We start from the raw sequence: 18,766 nt of genomic DNA on the forward strand, positions 1-18,766 counted from the left end.
TCTCGCACCGACTCGAAGAATTTCGCGGTATCTGCCTCGATCGTTCTACAAATCTCCGCCTCACCGTTAACGAAGGGCGCAAGGCGCTAGAGCGCTTGTTTTGATTCCTCCATCGCGCGTACCACCCTCAGCGGAGACCGCCTGATGAAACCGCTGATCGCCTCGGCTCCAAGCGGCTTTCCCAGGAAGTTGCCTTGCAGGCAATCGCAATTCTCCTTGATCAGCCACCGTGCCTGTGCCGCTGTCTCGACCCCCTCGGCAGTGACATTTATCCCGAGGCCGTGCGCCAGATTCATGATCGATCGCACGATCGTTTGGCTTTTGAGATCGGTCTCCAAGTCCGCAATAAAGTACTGATCTATCTTCAACGTATCGAAGGGAAAATTTTTTAGGTAGCTCAACGAAGAATAGTATGTTCCAAAATCGTCTAGCGATATTCTTATTCCCAAGACATTCAGCGTATTCAGTGTGTCTATATTGTCGATCGTCTTCTCAAGTAGAACCCTCTCGGTTATCTCAAGTTCAAGTCTGTCGGCTTCAATCCCAACTGCGTCGATGACCTGAGCGACGGTGTCCGTCAGCGAACCGCTAAGGAACTGAGCCGGCGACAGGTTCACTGCGACTGTCAGCGAGGAGGGCCACGTCAACGCCTGGCGACAGGCTTCCTCGAGCACCCATCGCCCAATCTCGTCCATCAGACCGTCAGCTTCGGCGATCGGTATGAACACGTTGGGTGGAATGATTCCGACCTCAGGGTGCCGCCACCGCAGCAGCGCTTCGAAACCGGTCACTGACGAGGGAGGTCGAATGAGCGGCTGATACTCCAGATAAAGCTCGCCGCGCTCCAGCGCGGTTCGAAGGCTGCGCCTGAGATTCTCGCGTTGCTCGAGCAAGAGCAGCATCGAACGGTTGAATGTTCGAGCGCAGCCGCGTCCATCTGTCTTGGCCGCGTAAAGAGCAATATCAGCGGCTTTCATCAACTGTTCGCCATCGGTCCCGTGCTCCGGCCCGAAAGCAATTCCGATACTCGAGCCGACGAACACGGGAATGCCGTTGATGAGGAACGGGTCCTTGAACGCGTCGACTAGAGATCCGGCGAGGCGTTCAGCCTCTGCTGGCTGCTCCTTTCCCAATTGGATGACAGCGAACTCATCGCCGGCATACCGGTAAGCGGATTCGCCGTCCTGCAGCGCGTCGCGGATACGACCCGCCGCGAGTTGAAGAAGAGTGTCGCCTGCTCCATGGCCGAGCGTGTCGTTGACCGCTTTGAAATCGTCAAGGTCGATTTGCAGAAGGGCGGCTTTCGGCTTTGATCCGCCGAGGGCCGCCATTGCCTGCTGCAGCCGCTCGCCGAATCGCCGCCGATTCTGCAGTCCGGTCAGCACGTCGTGCGTCGCCTGATGGAGCAGAACTACATGCTCTTGTTCCTGCGCTGCGCTCCGCCCGCCGTCCTCCCTTAATTCGATGATTCCCGCACCATTTGCCGTGGTGAACACAAAAACGGACCGGTGCGCTCCGCCCGATGATCGCGGCAAGTCGATGCTGGCCGGAGAGCCACCCTGGAACACACGAAGAAATTCGTCGCGATAGCTCGTATCGAGAAAACTCGGGTAGATCTCCCAGACGGCGGCGCCCGGCGCTACCGCGCCTCCGTACAAGCCTTTGAGCCTGGCCGCGTAGTGCGTCAGGCGAAAGTCACGGTCATAGAACGACAAAATTTCGGTCGTGTTCGCCAAAAGGTCTGCCAGAACGCCTTCGCCGACACTTGGAGCATCGCTCGATGAAAGCCCCTCACTCTCGGTGCCGACGCCTGAAGCCTCTGAGGGCAAGTACCACCTCCATAGGCGGTGCAGAATCGCGCCCCCCAGTCTAAAAATAGCATAACTGCCGAGCTTGGCAAACTTTCAAATCGCAGTCTTAATAAGAGTCGCCCGCAGGTTAGTTCCATGTATTCTCCGCCTTGATTGGCGGCAAATTATCGATAAAGATGAACCGTCCCAGTTCGTTAACAAATCGTGAATTGGCCAGAATCAGCTGTGTGATTGATGCGCAGTAGGCGCGACACGAAGATATTGTGGTTCATGAGGCGCCGTGACCTTCGCCACCGCGGGCAACCCCTCTTCTGAATCAGCCCAATCAGCTTCGCGATCCTGTAATCAGTTTCCGAGCGCCTTAAGCCAACCTTCGAAGGAAGAGGCCTCCTTGTCTCCGGCATGCGAAACAGAGTGGGCGGGGCGGGGCAATACCACAGTACTGCGGCCTTCGCGGGGGCTGTAGCCGAATTCCTTGCTGAATGCTCGGCTGAAATTAGCCGCTGAGCTAAACCCAAAGGCCTCAGCAATTTCAACAATGCGCCGGCTGTCCGCTGGATCGCTAAGCGCAACATGGGCTGCCATAAGGCGGCGACTTTGTATGTAGTGGAGAACGCCACCGCTCGGTTCGAACACCTGATAGAGACGAGAGCGCGATACGCCGAGCGCCCGGCAAATTGAATCCGGTGTGAGATGAGCTGCATCCAAATTGTTTTGGACGTATCGACGCGCTCGCTCCATTAGGGCGACACTTCTCAATTGTTCGGCGGCCGCAGCCTGTTCGGCCGGAGGCCCCAGGCAGGCAATGATCATGCTGCGTGTTGCGTGCACAATGCGGGGTAGATCGTCAGCGGTGAGACTGCGCAGCCTTGCTTCGATGCTGTTGACGTAGTCGACCAAGAGGTTGGCAAAGTTACCTGACAGAATTGAATTGTTCTTTGCATCGAGGGTTGACGCCGCATCAGAGAACAAATCACGCGGCAGATAGAGAACAAGACTTTCCGAGTCCGTTACCCTCCCGCGAAACGGATAGCCAAGTGATCTGATCTCCAACTTGCCCGGCTGGTTTTCCGCAACGAGGCGGTCGATCTCCGTCCACGACCGGCCGGTACGAGGCAAGACGATATACCAGTGATCGATCGAACTGGATCGGAGCTTCGCGGCGGAACGCATGAAGCTATGTGCCGGCGCGCGCTGTTGAATCATCAGCATGCCCCCGAGATGCCAAGCCGTGTGGTCGGCGGGAAAGCCATCGTTCAATGATTTGTCATCCGGCAACCTGACCTCGACAAGCGGCGCCATATGCGCTTGCCAAGCGGCGAACTGATCCTCTGGCGCCAGTTCCAGCGTCGAAAAGGACAGAGGTTCGAACGCCGGCGCGGGCGATGGAGCGTCTTCATTGTGGGATTGATCTTCGCGTGGCCAACGACGCCGATCACGGTCCCGCAGCTGCCCCGCGCGGACCTCGTCTTGCCGCTTAGTGTCCATCGCGTGGTGCCATATCCGAATCGGGTATGCCCATGCCCGTCTCAATCATGTGGTGTACCTCGGGCATCTGGCAAGACTGGTGAACTCGAGTCGAGTGAAACGGCGATCACGCTGGATTACGGCAAGAAATGCATTGCGAGATAAGTTTCTGGATGCGACGCCAACGACACTCTTCAACCTGGTGCGTATAGAATCGGGCATCGTGGAATATCAGTTGAGGAGACCACCAAAATGGCCACTAGGCTCAACAGCGAAACTCGTCGCAGGATAATTCTGGATGGATACGGTAACAACGAGCCGTTGAAAAACATTGCGGCAAAGGTCGGATGCTCACTGGCGAGTTTGAAAGTCACCGCCAGCAAACTCGGTTGCACCCGAACTCCGAAAGAGGCAGCCGAATTTCGGCGCGGATTTCACGTCCCGGAAAACAAGCGGCAGGATTACTATAGACTTATGATTACTGGACAATATAAAGCCCGTGAGTGTGCGCTTATGCTAGGATTAACAACGGAGCAATCAGGAACCAAGTAAATTGATTCCTATGCACTGCAGATGACATTGTCATTTAGACAGCCATCGCTTCAGCGGTTCATCAGCAAAAGCCCGCCGCAAGCACGGCAGCGGGCCCTGAAAGGTTCGCACAGATGCTGCGTCGGCATTTCAATCGCACCTGCCTCAGCCCTCATGACCTGGCTATTTGCGAACGCGTGTTCGATCAGGTCTGCGCGGATGAGCATCTCGACCCTTTGGACCCGGCTGCCGAAACCTTGACAGTAATGGTTGTGGCCATTTTTCGAAATGCTCATACCAGCGAGCGCGAACTGCTTGAGGCGGTCAAGTCTCGTCGGAAAAAGGCTGCGGGAAGGCGCGTCGCATGAATCCGTTCAGTCGCGACGCGCGGTTGCCAAAGACACCGGACTCGAAAACCGCCGCGGGCACGGGTTCACAGTGGTTTCAATACTACTCCCTCCAGTGGTTGCCTGGTGCAAGTCGCTTGATCGGTTCACGCCGTGCTGGCATCTGCGAACGGCTTTCGAGCGACCTGCCGAAGGATCCAGTGATCCGAGCGGATATCGCGACGAAGATTTCGAGAGAGACCGACGGCAAAATTGGGCCGGACCATACGGTGGTCGCGAAAGCCAAGCTGGACCACAACCTGTTTGAGGAACAGGACGAAGCTGACGCCTTCGATCGCGAACCATCTGTGGTTCCGTTGCTCCTGGTTCTTTATGTGCTTTCAATGTTGATCTTGGCCGGGTACGCGCTCGCTCGTGCGTATTTTCTATGACGCCCGCTCACCTCTAGTGCGCCATCTCAATTTCGAATTTGATCCTAGCGTGTAGCAAAACCTCGCCCGTCTCGGTGCGAACGATCATCGCAAAGCTGCGATCAGAACCGTCTGCCTTGTCTTTCACGATCGCCGCCAAGGCCTTTGCAGCCTCGACCTTGGCAGCTTCCACGTCTGGAAGATCGGTGCCTTGATCGTCCGGATATACGTCATTGGCATCCGCGAAGTCGAAGAAATATCGCGGCATTGCGTTGGTGCATCTGTTCGAGGATCAACTAAGACGAAGCGATTTTGCTGCTTCTGTAAGGCGGGCGCGATCGTTGCCGTAGGTCTTGATCAACTGCCGAACCTGGTCGGGCGTCAGGCCGTTTTGCCCGGCGAAGTATTCTACCTCATATTCTTCGTCCACCGATACGCGGTTGCGGTCTCGGAAATCCCGCTTGCCCCTGTCGTCAGCCATTCTGGTCCTCCTCTCGGATTCGGATCAACAGCAACGCCGGGAAGCAGCTTTCGTTGCCACACCCCTGGAATCACGTTCCGTTCACTGTGGCTAACATAGCTTTGTACCTAGTATTGACTGGGTGCGTAAAGTTGTAAGTGCCGGCGGCGGCCGCCTCGAGTTCATTCCGCCGAGGGTGCCCAAGCTGGTCTCAAAGCCGCGGGAGGGTGAGCACTGGATTCACGAGATCAAACCCGACGGCTTTCGAACGCAGATCGTCATAAACAGCCTCGACGACATTCGCGCCTCACGGGGAGCGGTGCGAACTGGACGAGCAAATATACCGGCCCCATCGAAGCCGCGCCATGATCCCTCGGCGCCTTTAACATCATGCATCTCGACGGCCACGATCTGCGCGACGTCGGCTGCAAGGCGCGCCGCATAAATCCTGTTCGGCATCATCAAGCCAAACAGCAGGATCCAGTTCAGCGAAGCCATCCCCGGAGATCCCAAGGTGATCTTCTATCTCGCCGACCAGGCGGGGCTCGAGGGGATCGTTTCCACGCGCGCCGAGGGAGCCCGGCAAGGCCGCATTCGCCTTGCTGGCGGAGCCAGGCGCCGGGAAGTATGTCGGTTCTTCATCAGTCTGGGGCTCGATGTGAAGGAACGGCTGTGGAAGCGGGTCCAAGAACATGCCGGGCCTCCTCCGGAGGGCGTCAAGAAGCGACCAGCGACGCAGTGGGTCAAGCCGGGAGAGGTCAAGCAGCGCGTCAAGTGCCTCCGCGGCGAGCATAAATATATACGCAGCGCTTCCTTGCAGAGATTCGACGATGAGAAGTAGCCCTATCGGGGCAGCCGGTCGACCGTTTCGATGATGGCTTTGGCTAGGGCCTCGGCCTGGTGGGTCAAACTCAGCCGTCAGAGTAATCGCGTTTTTCGTGGCCGGCTGGCGCGCATCATCGCGCGCGATAGCAAGGCTCAGTCACTCGCTACTTTATTGCTGGTGAATCGTTCTTCACCAAGCGGACTGCGGCCTCCACCAGACGCCGTTGCGTACGTATCCTGTTGGACAGCACGATATTCTGGGTCAACATTTCTTCTGTGCGTTCGAGCGCGAGCTCGGTCCGATTGATGCGCTCCCTGGCATCGGCCATCGCGCGTCCCTGGAGTTCCATCGCGTTCCTCATGATTTACTAACTCATGGCGGACCGTGTCGTTCCCTCATGCCTGTCGCACGGCATCGTCGGGCAAGCCAGGGCATTCGTGCCTCGACTCTTGGCATTTCCTTCTGTGTCATGTGTCGGTCGCCATCAGCTCCCGCGGGTCCATCGCGCTTCCAAGATGCAGTGGACTATCGCCTGAATGAGGCCAGCCAATTCTGGTCGATCTTTTCGGGCTTGCTGGACGGTCAGGTCGGCGAAGCGACCGATGGATTGATCGGCCGATCAAGATCCTTGCCTTTGTAGCGGCCTCGTTGTTGGTTTCAATCCGCCTCGCCTCGGAGCACAGCCATCTTTCTGCGCGAATTGGGCGTCCAGGCCGTGATGGTGTCCGCATCGACGGTGATCAGCGCCCCCGCTTTCAAGGTCACTGTCCGATCCACCTCGTCCACGCGCGCCACTTCGCCTGTTAGCTGTAACTCGTCACCCGGTTTGACCTTCTTCGGTGCTGGGATCGAATGCGGAAATCCGTAGGAGGGGATGCTGACGCTAGCTCTGCCGTCGTCGAGCAGCTTCAGGACCGTGACGGCAATTGCCACTCGTCGCCGACATTGATGTCCTCAATTTTCCAAGCCATGTCCATGAGTCTGGGGCGGCTTTGGCGGTCGTCAAGAGATCGCCAATTATGGAGAGGGTGCGAACTGCGCCCGACCTGCGCTTTGTTTCGGAACCGATTCGAACCAGCGATATTGAATCAAATTCGCAGTGTTTGGAGTGACGGGTGCATGCTTACCGAGCTTGGCGTTGGCCGGCTGTCGTTCATTGAATTTCAAATGCCCACGCTGGTCGATAAGCCACCTAAGGGAAGCGGATGGATTCACGAAATCAAGTATGATGGCTACCGCACACAGCTGATCATTCATTTGGGGCGGGTGCAGGCCTTCACACGAAACGGCTACGACTGGACCGACAGATACCTCCCGATCGTCCGCGCTGCGGCTGAGCTAAAAGCGAAGCTGGCAATCATCGATGGCGAAGCGACAGTGTTCGGCGCCACGGGGCGTCCGGATTTCCAGGCGCTACGCCGGGAACTTGGAAAGGCCGAGTCGATGACGCTGGTCTTCCACGCCTTCGACCTCCTCCACCTCAACGGCAAAGATCTGCGTGAGGCTCCGCTGCTCGAGCGCAAGGGGGCATTGCAACGTCTATTGAAAGACGCGCCCCCGGCGCTCGTCTATGTCGATCATGTGGAAGGCGACAGCCCAACTGTGTTCGCGCACGCGTGCGAAATGGGCCTTGAGGGTATTGTCTCCAAGCGTGCCGATTCCCCTTATCGCTCCGGCCGGCAGGAGAGCTGGCTCAAGCTCAAATGCGTCAAGAGCGACAATTTTCCGATCGTCGCCTTCGTCGAGAAGTTGGGTGCGCGGCCACGCAGGATTGCCTCGCTCTATCTCGGCCGTCGCAAGGGCAATCGCATCCACTACGCAGGCAAGGCGCAGAGTGGCTACAGCCTCACCGACGCACGCGAAGTGCGCGAACGGCTGGACCCACTGATCATCAGTAAATCTCCACTCGCCGAACCAATAGACAAGCCAAAGGCCACTTGGGTGCGGCCGGCAGTCGAGGCCGAAATCCAGTATAGCGGCATCACCGATGATGGGCTGCTGCGCGAAGCGGTGTTCAAAGGGCTGCGCGACGATGTGAGCCCGCCGGCCGGCGCGCCATTGATCCGCAAGACGCGGCCGCCCAATGAACCTTTCGGCGTCCCGCGCGAGAACATTCTGCAACTGCTGCCCGATGCGGTCGTGCCCTCGAAAGAGGATCTGATCGGCTATTGGAAGAAGGTGGCGAAGAAGGCGCTTGTCCATCTCGGCCGGCGCCCACTCAAGCTTGTTCGCCACTCGCACGGCACAACGTTCTATCACAAGGGCAAATTGCCCGAAATTCCGGAAGCCGTGCACCAACTCCGCATCCAGAAGCGCGAGGGAGGCGAAGGTGTGAGACTCTGGATCGATGATCTGGATGGCCTGCTTGGCTTGGTCGAAATAGGCACAGTGGAACTGCACCCTTGGAACGCAACTGTTGACGACATCGAGCATGCTGACCGCGTTGTCATAGATCTTGATCCTGGCCAAGGGGTCGAATGGGAGTTGGTCCTCGAGACCGCTCTAACGCTTCGAGACGTGCTGCGTTCGGAAGGACTCGATAGCTGGCCCAAGGTGACCGGCGGCAAAGGCGTGCATGTGATGGCGCCACTGCAGGCTGCGGTCACCCACGACGCCGCTCGGCAGTATGCTCGCAAGCTGGCGCAACAGTTGGTCAGCAAGCATCCCGATCGCTACCTTTTGTCGGCTGCGCCAGCCGCCCGCTCAAAGCGCATTTTTCTGGATTATCTCCGCAACGGGCGCGGCAACACGGCGGTAGGGGCCTATTCGCCACGGGCCCGCCCCGGCTTTCCGATAGCGGCTCCGGTTAGCTGGAATCAGCTTGAAAAGGGAATACTGCCCGATGCGTTCACACTACAAAGTCCTTTTGCCTGACGACACCGCATCTAGACTAAGAAAAGGCCACACTCTCTTGTTTCGCGTCTCCCTCCTCTTTAGCCTGATTACTTCGCTCTGAGGACGGGTATGAAGCAGAATCCGGAAGGCAGTCGGCGATCAGCCGCAGGAAACGCATTGGTCGTCGGGCTTTTGACCTTGAGCATATCCCTGGCAGCATGCACTGCGGCTTCGAGCAGCGAAAAGGCCGGCTGGCTCACCCAGCGCAGTGCCTCCAGGGTCACCAAAGCGATGGAGAAGAAGGGCTTAATGCCCGCGACCATCGACTGCCGATACAGCCACAACGGCCCGGTCAATTTATCGAAATTCACCTGGAAGCGTGCCGCCGCCACCTCGATTTGGCGCTGGTACGTTGGACCTCCCGACTATGTTGCGTCGAATGAGGTTCGGGCATGTGCAATCGGCCTTCATCGCGTGTTTTCGAAGAAGGTTCGGCACGCAGGTACGGGCCAAACAGTCCAATGTTCGATCTGGACGAACTAATCGTCTGCGCCGCCGCCCACGGAGCAAAGACGATGCCGGACTCCGGAGCAAGGTGGTCGCATGCTCCTTCAACAGATGTCTGAAACTAGCCCATAGCGGACAAATCTCGACAGTTTCCAGGCCCTTCCGGAAAATTCGAGACCGCATTGGGCAAGTCTTTGCACCTCCGGGTACGCCCTGCTGCTTTGGCTGCTACTTTTGCCTTGCGGATTTGGGAATTCGAGCTTTTCGGTTGTTTGCAATCATCCATTTTGGGGAACCGACGGATGCCGGCAAGCAAGGTCTTATGGGGTCAGGTCCTCACCGCCGTTTTGATTGTCGTCGTGATGACATGGGGGGCGACACAGTGGACAGCATGGCGGCTCGGCTTTCAAACCCAACTCGGTCCACCTTGGTTCGAACTGGCTGGACAGCCCATTTATCCGCCGCCAGCTTTTTTCTGGTGGTGGTTCTTCTACGACGCGTATGCGCCGAGAATCTTCTTCGAGGGCGCAGCGATTGCCGCGAGCGGCAGCCTCATGGCGATCGCCGCTGCGATCGGGATGTCGCTGTGGCGGGCGCGCGAGGCAAAGGACACCACGACCTATGGCTCGGCGCGCTGGGCGACGCGAGACGAAATCAGGGCCGCCGGCCTGATGGGTCAGGATGGGGTGGTGCTCGGCACGTTCGACCGACACTATCTGCGCCATGACGGTCCGGAACACGTGCTGTGTTTCGCACCGACCCGAAGCGGCAAGGGCGTTGGCTTGGTTCTGCCGTCACTGCTGACCTGGCCGGGTTCGGCAATCGTCCACGACATCAAAGGTGAAAACTGGGAATTGACGGCCGGATGGCGGGCCCGTTTCGGCCAGGTGCTTCTGTTTGATCCGACCAATGCTGGATCCGCAGCCTACAACCCTTTGCTGGAAGTGCGACGGGGTGAGTGGGAAGTTCGAGATGTGCAGAACGTGGCGGATGTCCTGGTCGACCCAGAAGGCACATTGGAACGACGCAACCACTGGGAGAAGACCAGCCATGCGCTGCTGGTAGGCGCCATACTGCACGTGCTCTATGCGGAGAAAGACAAGACCCTCGCTGGCGTGGCAAATTTCCTTTCCGATCCAGAGCGGCCAATCGAGACAACGCTGCGCGCCATGATGCTGACGCGGCATTTGGGCGATGCAGGCCCGCATCCCGTCGTGGCGTCGGCTGCACGGGAGCTGCTTAACAAGTCCGAGAACGAGCGCTCGGGCGTGCTCTCGACGGCCATGAGTTTTCTGGGCCTCTACCGGGATCCGGTTGTGGCCAAGGTGACGTCACGCTGTGATTGGCGGATCGCAGACCTCGTCGAGGGGACACGGCCGACGACGCTCTATCTGGTCGTGCCGCCGTCGGACATCAGTCGCACAAAGCCGCTGATCCGACTAGTGCTTAATCAGATCGGACGGCGACTGACGGAGGATCTCCACGCGAAGGACCACCGACAGCGTCTTTTGATGATGCTGGACGAGCTCCCGGCGCTCGGCAGGCTTGATTTCTTCGAAAGCGCGCTCGCCTTCATGGCCGGCTATGGCATCAAGTCGTTCCTGATCGCACAATCGCTCAATCAGATCGAAAAGGCCTACGGGCCGAACAATTCCATCCTCGATAATTGTCATGTGCGGGTGAGCTTCGCCACCAATGACGAGAGGACAGCCAAGCGCGTCTCAGACTCTCTGGGGACCGCGACCGAGTTGCGCGCCATGAAAAACTATGCGGGGCACAGATTGTCGCCCTGGCTCGGGCATCTGATGGTGTCGCGGCAGGAAACGGCGCGTGCACTGATGACGCCAGGCGAGATCATGCAGCTGCCGCCGACCGATGCGATCATCATGATCTCGGGCCAGTTCCCAATCCGTGCAAAGAAAGCACGCTACTTTGCCGACCCGCGTCTTGCCGAGCGCGTCTTGCCGCCACCAAGGAGCGCTGGGACCATGCAAAACGCTCGCTCTGACGACTGGACCGAAACGACACTCCTTGCTGAGCCGGAAAGCAAATCTCCGAAATTGAGCGCGGCCACGGGCGAGCAGGACGAGGATCCGGCCAATGGCGGCATTCGCCGTCAGCCCGAGCTTCCCGAACACGAAGACATCGCGCCGGAGCGAACGCCACGCTGCGACGATGAGTTCGACCTTGATCGTGACGAGCCCGACGATGAGGCCCTGCGTCGTCGCAGTGTCGATCAGGCTATGAGGCGCGCTGCACGCCAGGCCGCCCTTGACCCCAATGATGGCATTGAGCTTTGAGCGCATGAAGAACGCCAAGAAAAGACGTCTGTCTGCCTATCTCGACCCTGACGTAATGAGGGCACTGGCAGATTACGCGGGGCGGCGCGAGGTCTCGCTGTCACTGGTCGCCGAGGCTGCGCTCGCGTCGTTCCTGTCGCCGGACGCCGAAGAGCGAAAGCAAGCGGCGATAACTCGCCGCCTCGACCACATCGATCGACGCGTGCAGCGGGTCGAGCGCGACGTCGGAATTGCTATTGAGACGCTGGCACTGTTCGTTCGGTTTTGGCTCAACTCGACTCCAGCCTTGCCGGAATCGGCACAAGCCGAGGCGCGCGCCAAGGGTTTGCAGCGCTACGACAATTTCGTCGATGCGCTCGGTCGCCGGCTCAGCAAAGGACCAAGGCTCAGGCAGGAGATAGCCGACGATGTCCCGCCAGCGCCGCCATCAGCTGGATGAGCTGGCGGCAAGATCGGCGCTTCAACAGCCCAACCCCGGTGCCCGATTGCGGAGCTACTTTGCGCAGCTGATACCCATCAGAATCACCTTTTCATCGGAGCGGCGAGCTCGGCATCCGTCTCCACAGTCGATCTCGGCCAACAGGTGCGTTGCCGCTTGGAGTTCTTTCGACCGCGCATGCTGGGTTGAATTCGAGCCTTGCCGCCGGAGGAACAGGTTCTTGCCCGTGCCGTAAGCAAAAGTTGCAGATGGTAATCATTTTGGACTGCCTGGTGGCACGGCATCGCTGTCGAAACCGGACATCGGGCCTTTCCTTAGGCGCAATAACTTTGAAACAAATCCTGCCGGCAAGCGTTCCAGCATAGCGGGCGGGTTGCCGGAGGACCCAATGCCCGACGAATACAATGAGATCGTCATTCCTCAACACCACGACGCGTCGCCACTTCGGGAGGAGGAGTATTTCGTCGTCTGCCCGGCGTGCGGCCAAGCGTTCGATATCAGGTGTATGGCAGAGGCGCTTCATCACAACGAGCTGGGCCACGAGCCCTACGACCTCGACTCGTAGTCGGCAGTCACCGACGTTCGTCGACGAACGTCGACCCTGTTCGAGACCAACACCGAGGTAAGTTCTCGCTCATCTCGCCGGCGTTGCAGTCCGGTCGGCCTACAACGAATCCCGTCGCCAGGGCGGAGCCTCGCCGGCACGCTATGTGGTGACAGCTACTTTGCGGGTTTTCAGCGACGACCTGATTGCCGTTGCGGCGTTTTCGATGCGGCCCTGGCCGTGACCGAGCGGCGTGGCCGTCACTGACGGGGTCGTTAACCCAGGGGGACGCTTATTCTACCGCAGTATGTCGCCCAACTCCCTCGCGACGCTCCGAAGCAGACCTTTGCCGGCACCGGGGGCCGGAACGAGCATGTGATCTCCATAATGCGTACTAACCGGAGCCTATCGCGATTGAAACTGCTCATCGGGGAACAGTCGCTCGTTGCAGAGAAAGGTTACGATCGATCGCGGTGCCCGCGTGCCTTCACGCGAAGGCACATGCTACGCGTCTTGGACGGGCGAGCCGCCTGTTGCCGAGGGCGGACTGCAGGTGAAGCGCGCTTGCGATGGCCCGACTTGACTTGCTTCACCAGTAACCGGGAAGACGCCAGGGGGCGCGCTGCGCTGGACGCGTGCCCTAGTCATCGAGCTCCCATTTCTCCGTTCGACCGCTCCAGGTCCGGCTGGACAGCGCCGCACCGTTGTTCTGTTCAAAGGCCCTTGCATCTTCCCTGCGCCGACACCGGCCGTGCATCCGGAGCGTCAACCCGCTGAAGTCCGGTGGTGCTTTCTCAGCCGAGTAATCGCCGACTTGTCGACAGTGATCACCCCGCCGCAGTCAATCCGCACAGTGAGCTTGTTCGCCCCGCGATCGACGCGGGTGACGTCCCCAACAAGAACCACTCTGTCGCCGGCCCGAACTTTCGGTGGCGGATCAATCGCATAAGGATGGTCATACGAAGGAATGCTCACCCTGGCGCGCCCGCTAGGAAGAATCGCGATGACGATACCTGCCAGCGCCACCTCATCGCCGACCTCAAATTCGCGAGGCATGTTAACGTGCAGCATGGTCTTCCTCCCGATGCTTTCCTAATTCACGCTTTGCTAAATTAATGCCCGGCCAACCAGGTTGGTTGCTTGCAATCGACTTCGTACGGTTCCGCACAATTCCAAGCTGGTATGCACTCCCGGTTGGCCTCGGCTCGGCCTTGTGCGTCAAAAGTCTGCAGAAACCCTTTGATATTCAGGATGACCTTGGCGCGCCCGCCCAGTCATGTGTTAGCGGGGCGGCGGACTCGCTCTCGGCCGGCCATGGCTATAAACGCGGAGCGTGGAGCGGCATTGATCCTTCGCCTGCAGGTACGTGGTTCCGGTAAATTCGAGGAACGCCACGCGGGAAGCAGGAATCGTATGCTGTACCCAAACCGACGGCTCCCCGGAGCGGAAGTTGATCACCGGCCCACCGTTAGGCCCGGCCGGTCGTATTCCAAACGTCATAGAAGCCGGTCGATGGCTTACCTGCCACGCGGATTATCGGAGCCAGATCATCGACGCTGCTAGAACGATGACACAAGCCTTGCCCTTCTTCGCGCCAGGCTACGAGCGTTTTGGCGAGCGATCCTGAGCTCGGGCAGCGTTGGTTGCCACCAGCCTCGCTGCCGCTCCGTTAACCCGGCAGTGCGCCGAGCGGGCCATGTCCTAGTCAATTCAGCCAACGTCGCCGGACGCCATCTGCCCCAGACATGGTCGACGTTCGCCTCGATCAAATGCGGATAGAACGCTGCTAACTCCGAGGCGTCGACGAGTTCACCCGAAATCTCGGTGAAGACCACGATGCCGTATTGCTCCGTTGCCACGGGACGGGCAAGCCGGGGTAAATCGTCAGGGGGCAGTGGATAGCGACGTCGCCTGCGTTCGGCATACCGCAATCTGGCGGCTTTATGTTCCTCGGAGTCTTTGGACGCTTCCCGTCGCCGTTTTCTCTCCTCCGGTTCTGCGCGGCCTGCGGCCCTTTCGATGCTTGGCCAATGGCGCCTCAACTCCTCGTAGGAGCGGAAGGGCACCCTCCAGGCCCGCAGTTCGTCGTCCCAGCTCGCCCATGGAACGGCTCGTAGTTCCTCAAGGACCGTCCGCGAATATGGCGTGCGGATGCGCAGGTCCTCCGCCACTTCCAGATACCGGCTCGACAGGGGATCGAAGGCGAAGGCGTCCCGTCCTTTGCTGTCATCATGTGCTACTCGTAAATTCGCCTCTTGCGCAAGCCAGCGCTGGATGCGCCGCGCTGCAGTCTTTCCGGGGACGAACCAGCTTCTGCGCTCGTCGCTCCACCTGGCGCGCGGGAATGTCTGTCGAAACCGCTCAACCGTCGCGCGATCGTACGGAAAGCGCGCTTCGGCACCAGGAGCTGGCTGCGGTGCAGCAGGGGCGTCGGAGTTTTCCATCAGATTGCGAAGCACAGCACTGCTCGAAAACAACGCGGTGCAGCTCATTTGGGTCCAAGAACGCCAGAACGCATGAGGCGATCGGTGAAGCCGCTCGACGCGCCAGCGCGGCGAAACCTTCGCCGCGCTGGACCGTTTATACTGCACCAGCAGAGGTCCATTCATGCCCAGACGAGATGCAAAAAAACCAACGGCCAGACGGCCAACGAGCCCTCGTTCGCGCCCCCTGAAAGGCGAGGAGACGGAAGTAAACCACATCGTCGAAACGCAAAGTATATCGCCAGCCCAGGCGCGAGAGCTTGTGCGGCGCCACGGAAACGATTGGCGCAAGATCGATGAAGCCGCCAAGTCTTACAAGGACGACAGCTGAAGCACTTCGAGGCGGGGCAAGCGAGCTTTGTAACGACAATCCACGGGAGCAATCGAGCGGATCGGCTTGAGGGTGACCACCATCGGAACCTCGACGTAAACGGTTCGCCCTACGACTGCATACGAATTGGTTACGGCGGCTCACGGGCATGAAGGCATCCGCTCCCGGAGAGGCGACAGCGAGCGAACCCTCATATGCAGGCCGAGCGCAAGTTCGGCCCGGTGGCACAACTTCGCGCTTCCACCAGTGAAGGATCGCCGCCGCGCACTTGCCAACGGGTCTCGGCGCCGACGCGCCAGAAATGGAGTTCGAGGCGATTTTTGCCGAGGCGCATGTCGTTCAAGGTGAGTTCCTCGATCCAGTCGGGTAGCCTGGGATCAATGTACAGCTTGCCATTTGGAGCATCGGGCTGAAAGCCGATGATTGCCTGCAGAAGCGAAAAGCAGGATCCGGCCGCCCATGCCTGCGGAACGTTCGCTCCCTTATACTGCACGGGGAAAGTAGTAGGCGTCCGCGGCAATCCGGCGAACAGCTCTGGCATTCGATGTTGCATGAAGTAGATTGCGGCGGTGCTCACGTCGCGAGATAGGCGACAGGCTTCCGCGAAAAAGCCATAGCGCCGGAAGCCGAGCGCAATCAGACCGTTGTCATGCGGCCATACGGAGCCGCGTTGATAGGAATGTGGATTGTAGGCTGGGTGATCGGCCGAAAGCGTCCTGATCCCCCAACCGCTCCACATATCTGGCTTCATCAGCCTATGCACCACCCTGGCGGCTCGTTCGGGTGGGACTATTCCCGACCAAAGGCAGTGACCGGGGTTGGAAGCGACGCTCAGCACCGGCTTCTTGTCGCCATCCAACGCGAACGCGTAGAAGCCGGATGCCTCGTCCCAGAAGACCTGGTTGAATCGATCGAACAAGCTCTTGGCTTTGAGGCGAAGCTGCCCGGCACGACTGCCATCGCCTGTGGCATCGAAGATTTCAGCCATGCGCTGCCAAGCGTCATAGACATAGCCTTGCAATTCGCAAAGCGCCTTGGGTCCCTTCACCAGGGTGCCGTCGGGATAAACCAAGGCGTCACCGGCGTCTTTCCAGCTCTGGTTCTCGTACCCCGCAGCCGAGCGGGTTTCGTATTCCTGGAAACCGTCGCCGTCACGGTCCCCATACCGGTCAATCCAATCCAGGCACTTCTCGGCGGTTGCCATGTGCCGCTTGAGCAGGCTGGCGTCACCGGTGCAGCGCCAAGTGTTGTGGAGCACGATCAGATACAAAGGCGTGGCATCGGCCGTGCCGTAATAGGGCGTATGGGGGATCAAATTGAAATGGGCGAGTTCGCCAGTGCGAAGCTCATGCATTATCTTGCCCGGTTCCGCATCCCGGTAGTCGTCTCGTTCGGTGGCCTGAAATCGCCCTAAAACGTCCAAGGCGCCGCGCGAAAAATCTGGGTAGACCAGGGCATTCTGAAGCGAGACTATCAGGCTGTCGCGCCCGAACAGGCTTATGAACCAGGGTAGTCCGGCGGCCGGCACGTATTCTAGTTCGTCCGTGCCTTCGATCGGCAGCCGCAGCGCGGCCATGTCCTCGACCGCCTGATGGTAGAAGCGATGAAATTCGTCATTGGAACAGTTGAACTTCAATGCGCTGCCTTGCCATCCCGCGAGGCGTTTTGCAGCGTTCGACTCGAGGCATTTGTCAATGCAGGCTCGCGGTGCCCGATAGATTGTCTCGCCATTGCCAAAGTCGTAGAGAAGACAAGCATGCCATGTCGCGCCCGGTTCGAGCACGATGTCGAAGCTGATCCGGCCATTGGCATAGACGGGCTTTGTGGCCGTCCGGCGGACCTTGACAATGACGTCTCGCTTGAAGTCCCGATTTACGTAGGAGGTACGAAGGCTCGCCGCTCTGGACGACCATTCCGTGGTAATACGTCCGCGGCGGATGATTGCGTCGGCCTTGACTTCGAAAAGATCGGCAAAGTCGCTGCGCATGGCAACTTCCAAATTGAACCGCACTGGCTTTTGCCCGTGGTTTACGAGTTCAAAATCCTCATGCAGCCCACCATCCAAGGCGCGGCCGATTACCAGCCCCAGGCTGCCTGCTGGCACATGGTTCGTTTCGGTCGCGAACGCCTGATTGACCACATAGATCTTGGCGGCGAAGTAGGCGATGTTTCCGGAACTGAGGAGGTCCCATGGTTGCCCATTGGCATAGATCTGCCAGCTGGATATCAGGCGTGTGTCAGACGCATACAACCCGTTATACGTGGGCCAGGCGATCTGGCCATCCGGTTCGGTGACAAGGAAGCTGCGTCCCTGGTTGATCGCCAGACGCGGCGGTCCGACTGTGATCTCTAGTGTCATTTGTTCAACCGTCACCCGATCGATCACCATCCACGGGAACAGATTGAACGGCCGGTGTCGGCCGCCGCCGCGATCTTCGGCCACGAGACCTGACGTCTGCCTTGAACGCCTGGCCCCAGATCGTCACAAAATTACATCCGAGGTAGGTGATCCACCAGCCGGTCATCGATGAGCTCGAACAATCTGACCGGCTTCGAGCACATAGCCGCGAACAGAGGCGGACAAACCCGCCCCCTCCAGCAGAACTGTCAAGCCCGTCCTGGCGAGCACATCCTCCAGCCGAACCAGAAGCACGCGCGGCGAGCCTCACCTCATCCATCCCGAGCAGCTGGGCGAACCTGTGAGCCCACGGCCGTTGCGCACGTCTGCTGTTCGCCACCAGGATCGAGCCGGTGGTCTGCCATCCGCCAGCGCGCGGGCCGGAGAAAGATGGATGCTTCCTGGCGAGGCCCGGCGACGCTGCAATCTGGTCGTTGCGACGGCACGCGTCCATCCGGAGTTGTCTTCCACCGTCTTTCATCAAAATAGTCGCCGGCTTCAGGTGCTTGCGGGCGCCAACCTTCGAAGTGTCTTCCGCTCAAACTGGTGTATTCTCGGCGGCTGTCAACAAGGAGAACGGCTGGGTGCGCAACCCATTTTGCCCACATAAGATGAGGGTCAGCCCAAAGCCGCGCGCTCCCGTGGGGTGAGCAGAGAGGGGTTCCAGAACGTCGACCGCCGCCGGGGCGACGGCCCCACGCTGGTTGCATCCTCCACGGTGCAAACGACCGCTGCGGTTCTGAAAACCAGGCCAGTCCGATATCCCCCACCGAGCTAGACCCAAAGGCGTGAAGTCGCGCGACCCACAATGATGGACACCACATTGGCAGCACCGTCTGCACCAGACGGTTCGAATACTGCGGCACTTCAGGGACCAGGTGGCATGCGATGAAGATTCGGGGCCTGCGCAGGCAGCCCCAACGGCGCGGAGCGCGCTCGACCGCGCATGCTCTCATCGCGATCGAACCCAAGTGTGGCTGTTCCGGTGTTCATGATTGCTCGGTAGAGTGCCACATAATCGCTGCACATGCGCTCGACCGTGAACCGCTTCTCGAACGTCTGCCGCACTCGTGCGCG

The 18,766-nt window shown here is 59.2% G+C and carries 19 protein-coding genes and 1 pseudogene; 8 read left to right on the forward strand and 12 right to left on the reverse strand.

Annotation, left to right across the window (positions count from 1 at the left end; genetic code table 11):
- Nucleotides 1-86: 86 nt before the first annotated feature.
- Together AC0L2X_RS29030 and AC0L2X_RS29035 are read right to left on the reverse strand one after the other, a co-directional pair.
- Complete coding sequence (locus AC0L2X_RS29030) at nucleotides 87-1,736, reverse strand: putative bifunctional diguanylate cyclase/phosphodiesterase (RefSeq protein WP_473553698.1); 1,650 nt, start codon at nucleotides 1,734-1,736, stop codon at nucleotides 87-89.
- 420 nt (nucleotides 1,737-2,156) lie between these two features.
- Nucleotides 2,157-3,299, reverse strand: a complete 1,143-nt coding sequence (locus AC0L2X_RS29035; protein WP_473553626.1) for a helix-turn-helix domain-containing protein — start codon at nucleotides 3,297-3,299, stop codon at nucleotides 2,157-2,159.
- A gap of 231 nt (nucleotides 3,300-3,530) precedes the next feature.
- On the opposite strand from AC0L2X_RS29035, the gene AC0L2X_RS29040 reads away from it, so the two are divergent.
- The 3 genes from AC0L2X_RS29040 (at nucleotide 3,531) to AC0L2X_RS29050 (ending at nucleotide 4,587) form a co-directional block, all read left to right on the forward strand.
- Nucleotides 3,531-3,830 (forward strand): hypothetical protein, encoded by a 300-nt coding sequence (locus tag AC0L2X_RS29040; RefSeq protein WP_473553628.1) that lies wholly within the window; start codon nucleotides 3,531-3,533, stop codon nucleotides 3,828-3,830.
- A 113-nt stretch (nucleotides 3,831-3,943) separates the two neighbouring features.
- Nucleotides 3,944-4,177 (forward strand): hypothetical protein, encoded by a 234-nt coding sequence (locus AC0L2X_RS29045; RefSeq protein ID WP_473553629.1) that lies wholly within the window; start codon nucleotides 3,944-3,946, stop codon nucleotides 4,175-4,177.
- The gene (locus tag AC0L2X_RS29050) at nucleotides 4,174-4,587 is read left to right on the forward strand and encodes a hypothetical protein (RefSeq protein ID WP_473553631.1); all 414 of its coding nucleotides are present in this window, start codon (nucleotides 4,174-4,176) and stop codon (nucleotides 4,585-4,587) included. The genes AC0L2X_RS29045 and AC0L2X_RS29050 overlap by 4 nt, the downstream gene beginning before the upstream one ends.
- A gap of 13 nt (nucleotides 4,588-4,600) precedes the next feature.
- Here AC0L2X_RS29050 and AC0L2X_RS29055 read toward each other — a convergent pair whose 3' ends face one another.
- The 3 genes from AC0L2X_RS29055 to AC0L2X_RS29065 form a co-directional block, all read right to left on the reverse strand.
- Complete coding sequence (locus tag AC0L2X_RS29055) at nucleotides 4,601-4,834, reverse strand: DUF6894 family protein (protein WP_292665332.1); 234 nt, start codon at nucleotides 4,832-4,834, stop codon at nucleotides 4,601-4,603.
- Nucleotides 4,835-4,858: 24 nt separating this feature from the next.
- Nucleotides 4,859-5,047, reverse strand: coding sequence for a DUF3606 domain-containing protein (locus tag AC0L2X_RS29060; protein WP_473553633.1), 189 nt, complete (start codon nucleotides 5,045-5,047; stop codon nucleotides 4,859-4,861).
- A gap of 219 nt (nucleotides 5,048-5,266) precedes the next feature.
- The gene (locus AC0L2X_RS29065) at nucleotides 5,267-5,524 is read right to left on the reverse strand and encodes a hypothetical protein (protein ID WP_473553635.1); all 258 of its coding nucleotides are present in this window, start codon (nucleotides 5,522-5,524) and stop codon (nucleotides 5,267-5,269) included.
- A 16-nt stretch (nucleotides 5,525-5,540) separates the two neighbouring features.
- Between AC0L2X_RS29065 and AC0L2X_RS29070 the strand changes: the two genes are divergently transcribed.
- Nucleotides 5,541-5,867: a hypothetical protein gene (locus AC0L2X_RS29070; RefSeq protein WP_473553637.1), complete on the forward strand. Its 327-nt coding sequence runs from the start codon at nucleotides 5,541-5,543 to the stop codon at nucleotides 5,865-5,867.
- A gap of 148 nt (nucleotides 5,868-6,015) precedes the next feature.
- On the opposite strand, the gene AC0L2X_RS29075 is transcribed toward AC0L2X_RS29070, so the two are convergent.
- The gene (locus tag AC0L2X_RS29075) at nucleotides 6,016-6,201 is read right to left on the reverse strand and encodes a hypothetical protein (RefSeq protein WP_473553639.1); all 186 of its coding nucleotides are present in this window, start codon (nucleotides 6,199-6,201) and stop codon (nucleotides 6,016-6,018) included.
- 308 nt (nucleotides 6,202-6,509) lie between these two features.
- A complete protein-coding gene (locus AC0L2X_RS29080) occupies nucleotides 6,510-6,785 on the reverse strand; it encodes a hypothetical protein (protein WP_473553641.1) in 276 nt (91 codons plus the stop codon).
- A 186-nt stretch (nucleotides 6,786-6,971) separates the two neighbouring features.
- Here AC0L2X_RS29080 and ligD point away from each other — a divergent pair, with 186 nt between their 5' ends.
- Nucleotides 6,972-8,726, forward strand: a complete 1,755-nt coding sequence (gene ligD, locus AC0L2X_RS29085; RefSeq protein WP_473553643.1) for a DNA ligase D — start codon at nucleotides 6,972-6,974, stop codon at nucleotides 8,724-8,726.
- 68 nt (nucleotides 8,727-8,794) lie between these two features.
- On the opposite strand, the gene AC0L2X_RS29090 is transcribed toward ligD, so the two are convergent.
- Entirely contained in the window at nucleotides 8,795-9,079 is a 285-nt protein-coding gene (locus tag AC0L2X_RS29090; protein ID WP_473553645.1) for a hypothetical protein, read from the reverse strand.
- Nucleotides 9,080-9,496: 417 nt separating this feature from the next.
- Between AC0L2X_RS29090 and AC0L2X_RS29095 the strand changes: the two genes are divergently transcribed.
- The 3 genes from AC0L2X_RS29095 to AC0L2X_RS29105 all read left to right on the forward strand — a co-directional run bounded on the left by AC0L2X_RS29095 (nucleotide 9,497) and on the right by AC0L2X_RS29105 (nucleotide 12,498).
- Nucleotides 9,497-11,494, forward strand: coding sequence for a conjugal transfer protein TraG (locus AC0L2X_RS29095; protein WP_473553700.1), 1,998 nt, complete (start codon nucleotides 9,497-9,499; stop codon nucleotides 11,492-11,494).
- Between the two features lie 4 nt (nucleotides 11,495-11,498).
- Nucleotides 11,499-11,933 carry a CopG family transcriptional regulator gene (locus AC0L2X_RS29100; RefSeq protein WP_473600853.1) on the forward strand — a complete coding sequence of 145 codons (435 nt, stop codon included), beginning with the start codon at nucleotides 11,499-11,501 and terminating at the stop codon, nucleotides 11,931-11,933.
- A gap of 388 nt (nucleotides 11,934-12,321) precedes the next feature.
- A complete protein-coding gene (locus tag AC0L2X_RS29105; protein ID WP_473553648.1) occupies nucleotides 12,322-12,498 on the forward strand; it encodes a hypothetical protein in 177 nt (58 codons plus the stop codon).
- Between the two features lie 744 nt (nucleotides 12,499-13,242).
- On the opposite strand, the gene AC0L2X_RS29110 is transcribed toward AC0L2X_RS29105, so the two are convergent.
- The 4 genes and pseudogenes from AC0L2X_RS29110 to AC0L2X_RS29125 all read right to left on the reverse strand — a co-directional run.
- The gene (locus AC0L2X_RS29110; protein ID WP_473553650.1) at nucleotides 13,243-13,548 is read right to left on the reverse strand and encodes a hypothetical protein; all 306 of its coding nucleotides are present in this window, start codon (nucleotides 13,546-13,548) and stop codon (nucleotides 13,243-13,245) included.
- A gap of 488 nt (nucleotides 13,549-14,036) precedes the next feature.
- On the reverse strand, nucleotides 14,037-14,921 hold the full coding sequence (locus tag AC0L2X_RS29115; RefSeq protein WP_473553701.1) for a hypothetical protein: 885 nt from the start codon (nucleotides 14,919-14,921) through the stop codon (nucleotides 14,037-14,039).
- Nucleotides 14,922-15,481: 560 nt separating this feature from the next.
- Nucleotides 15,482-17,734: an amylo-alpha-1,6-glucosidase gene (locus AC0L2X_RS29120; RefSeq protein ID WP_473553652.1), complete on the reverse strand. Its 2,253-nt coding sequence runs from the start codon at nucleotides 17,732-17,734 to the stop codon at nucleotides 15,482-15,484.
- A gap of 822 nt (nucleotides 17,735-18,556) precedes the next feature.
- Nucleotides 18,557-18,766: pseudogene (locus tag AC0L2X_RS29125) on the reverse strand (hypothetical protein); the annotation flags it as partial.

Source organism: Mesorhizobium sp. WSM4828, from assembly GCF_055811175.1.

Excerpts from the sequence above, each read along its gene's own strand:
- AC0L2X_RS29035 (WP_473553626.1), bottom strand. The coding sequence starts at position 3,299 with ATGGACACTAAGCGGCAAGACGAGGTCCGCGCGGGGCAGCTGCGGGAC.
- AC0L2X_RS29040 (WP_473553628.1), top strand. The coding sequence starts at position 3,531 with ATGGCCACTAGGCTCAACAGCGAAACTCGTCGCAGGATAATTCTGGAT.
- AC0L2X_RS29045 (WP_473553629.1), top strand. The coding sequence starts at position 3,944 with ATGCTGCGTCGGCATTTCAATCGCACCTGCCTCAGCCCTCATGACCTG.
- AC0L2X_RS29050 (WP_473553631.1), top strand. The coding sequence starts at position 4,174 with ATGAATCCGTTCAGTCGCGACGCGCGGTTGCCAAAGACACCGGACTCG.
- AC0L2X_RS29055 (WP_292665332.1), bottom strand. The coding sequence starts at position 4,834 with ATGCCGCGATATTTCTTCGACTTCGCGGATGCCAATGACGTATATCCG.
- AC0L2X_RS29060 (WP_473553633.1), bottom strand. The coding sequence starts at position 5,047 with ATGGCTGACGACAGGGGCAAGCGGGATTTCCGAGACCGCAACCGCGTA.
- AC0L2X_RS29065 (WP_473553635.1), bottom strand. The coding sequence starts at position 5,524 with ATGGCTTCGCTGAACTGGATCCTGCTGTTTGGCTTGATGATGCCGAAC.
- AC0L2X_RS29075 (WP_473553639.1), bottom strand. The coding sequence starts at position 6,201 with ATGGAACTCCAGGGACGCGCGATGGCCGATGCCAGGGAGCGCATCAAT.
- ligD (WP_473553643.1), top strand. The coding sequence starts at position 6,972 with ATGCTTACCGAGCTTGGCGTTGGCCGGCTGTCGTTCATTGAATTTCAA.
- AC0L2X_RS29095 (WP_473553700.1), top strand. The coding sequence starts at position 9,497 with ATGCCGGCAAGCAAGGTCTTATGGGGTCAGGTCCTCACCGCCGTTTTG.
- AC0L2X_RS29100 (WP_473600853.1), top strand. The coding sequence starts at position 11,499 with ATGAAGAACGCCAAGAAAAGACGTCTGTCTGCCTATCTCGACCCTGAC.
- AC0L2X_RS29105 (WP_473553648.1), top strand. The coding sequence starts at position 12,322 with ATGCCCGACGAATACAATGAGATCGTCATTCCTCAACACCACGACGCG.
- AC0L2X_RS29110 (WP_473553650.1), bottom strand. The coding sequence starts at position 13,548 with ATGCTGCACGTTAACATGCCTCGCGAATTTGAGGTCGGCGATGAGGTG.
- AC0L2X_RS29115 (WP_473553701.1), bottom strand. The coding sequence starts at position 14,921 with ATGGAAAACTCCGACGCCCCTGCTGCACCGCAGCCAGCTCCTGGTGCC.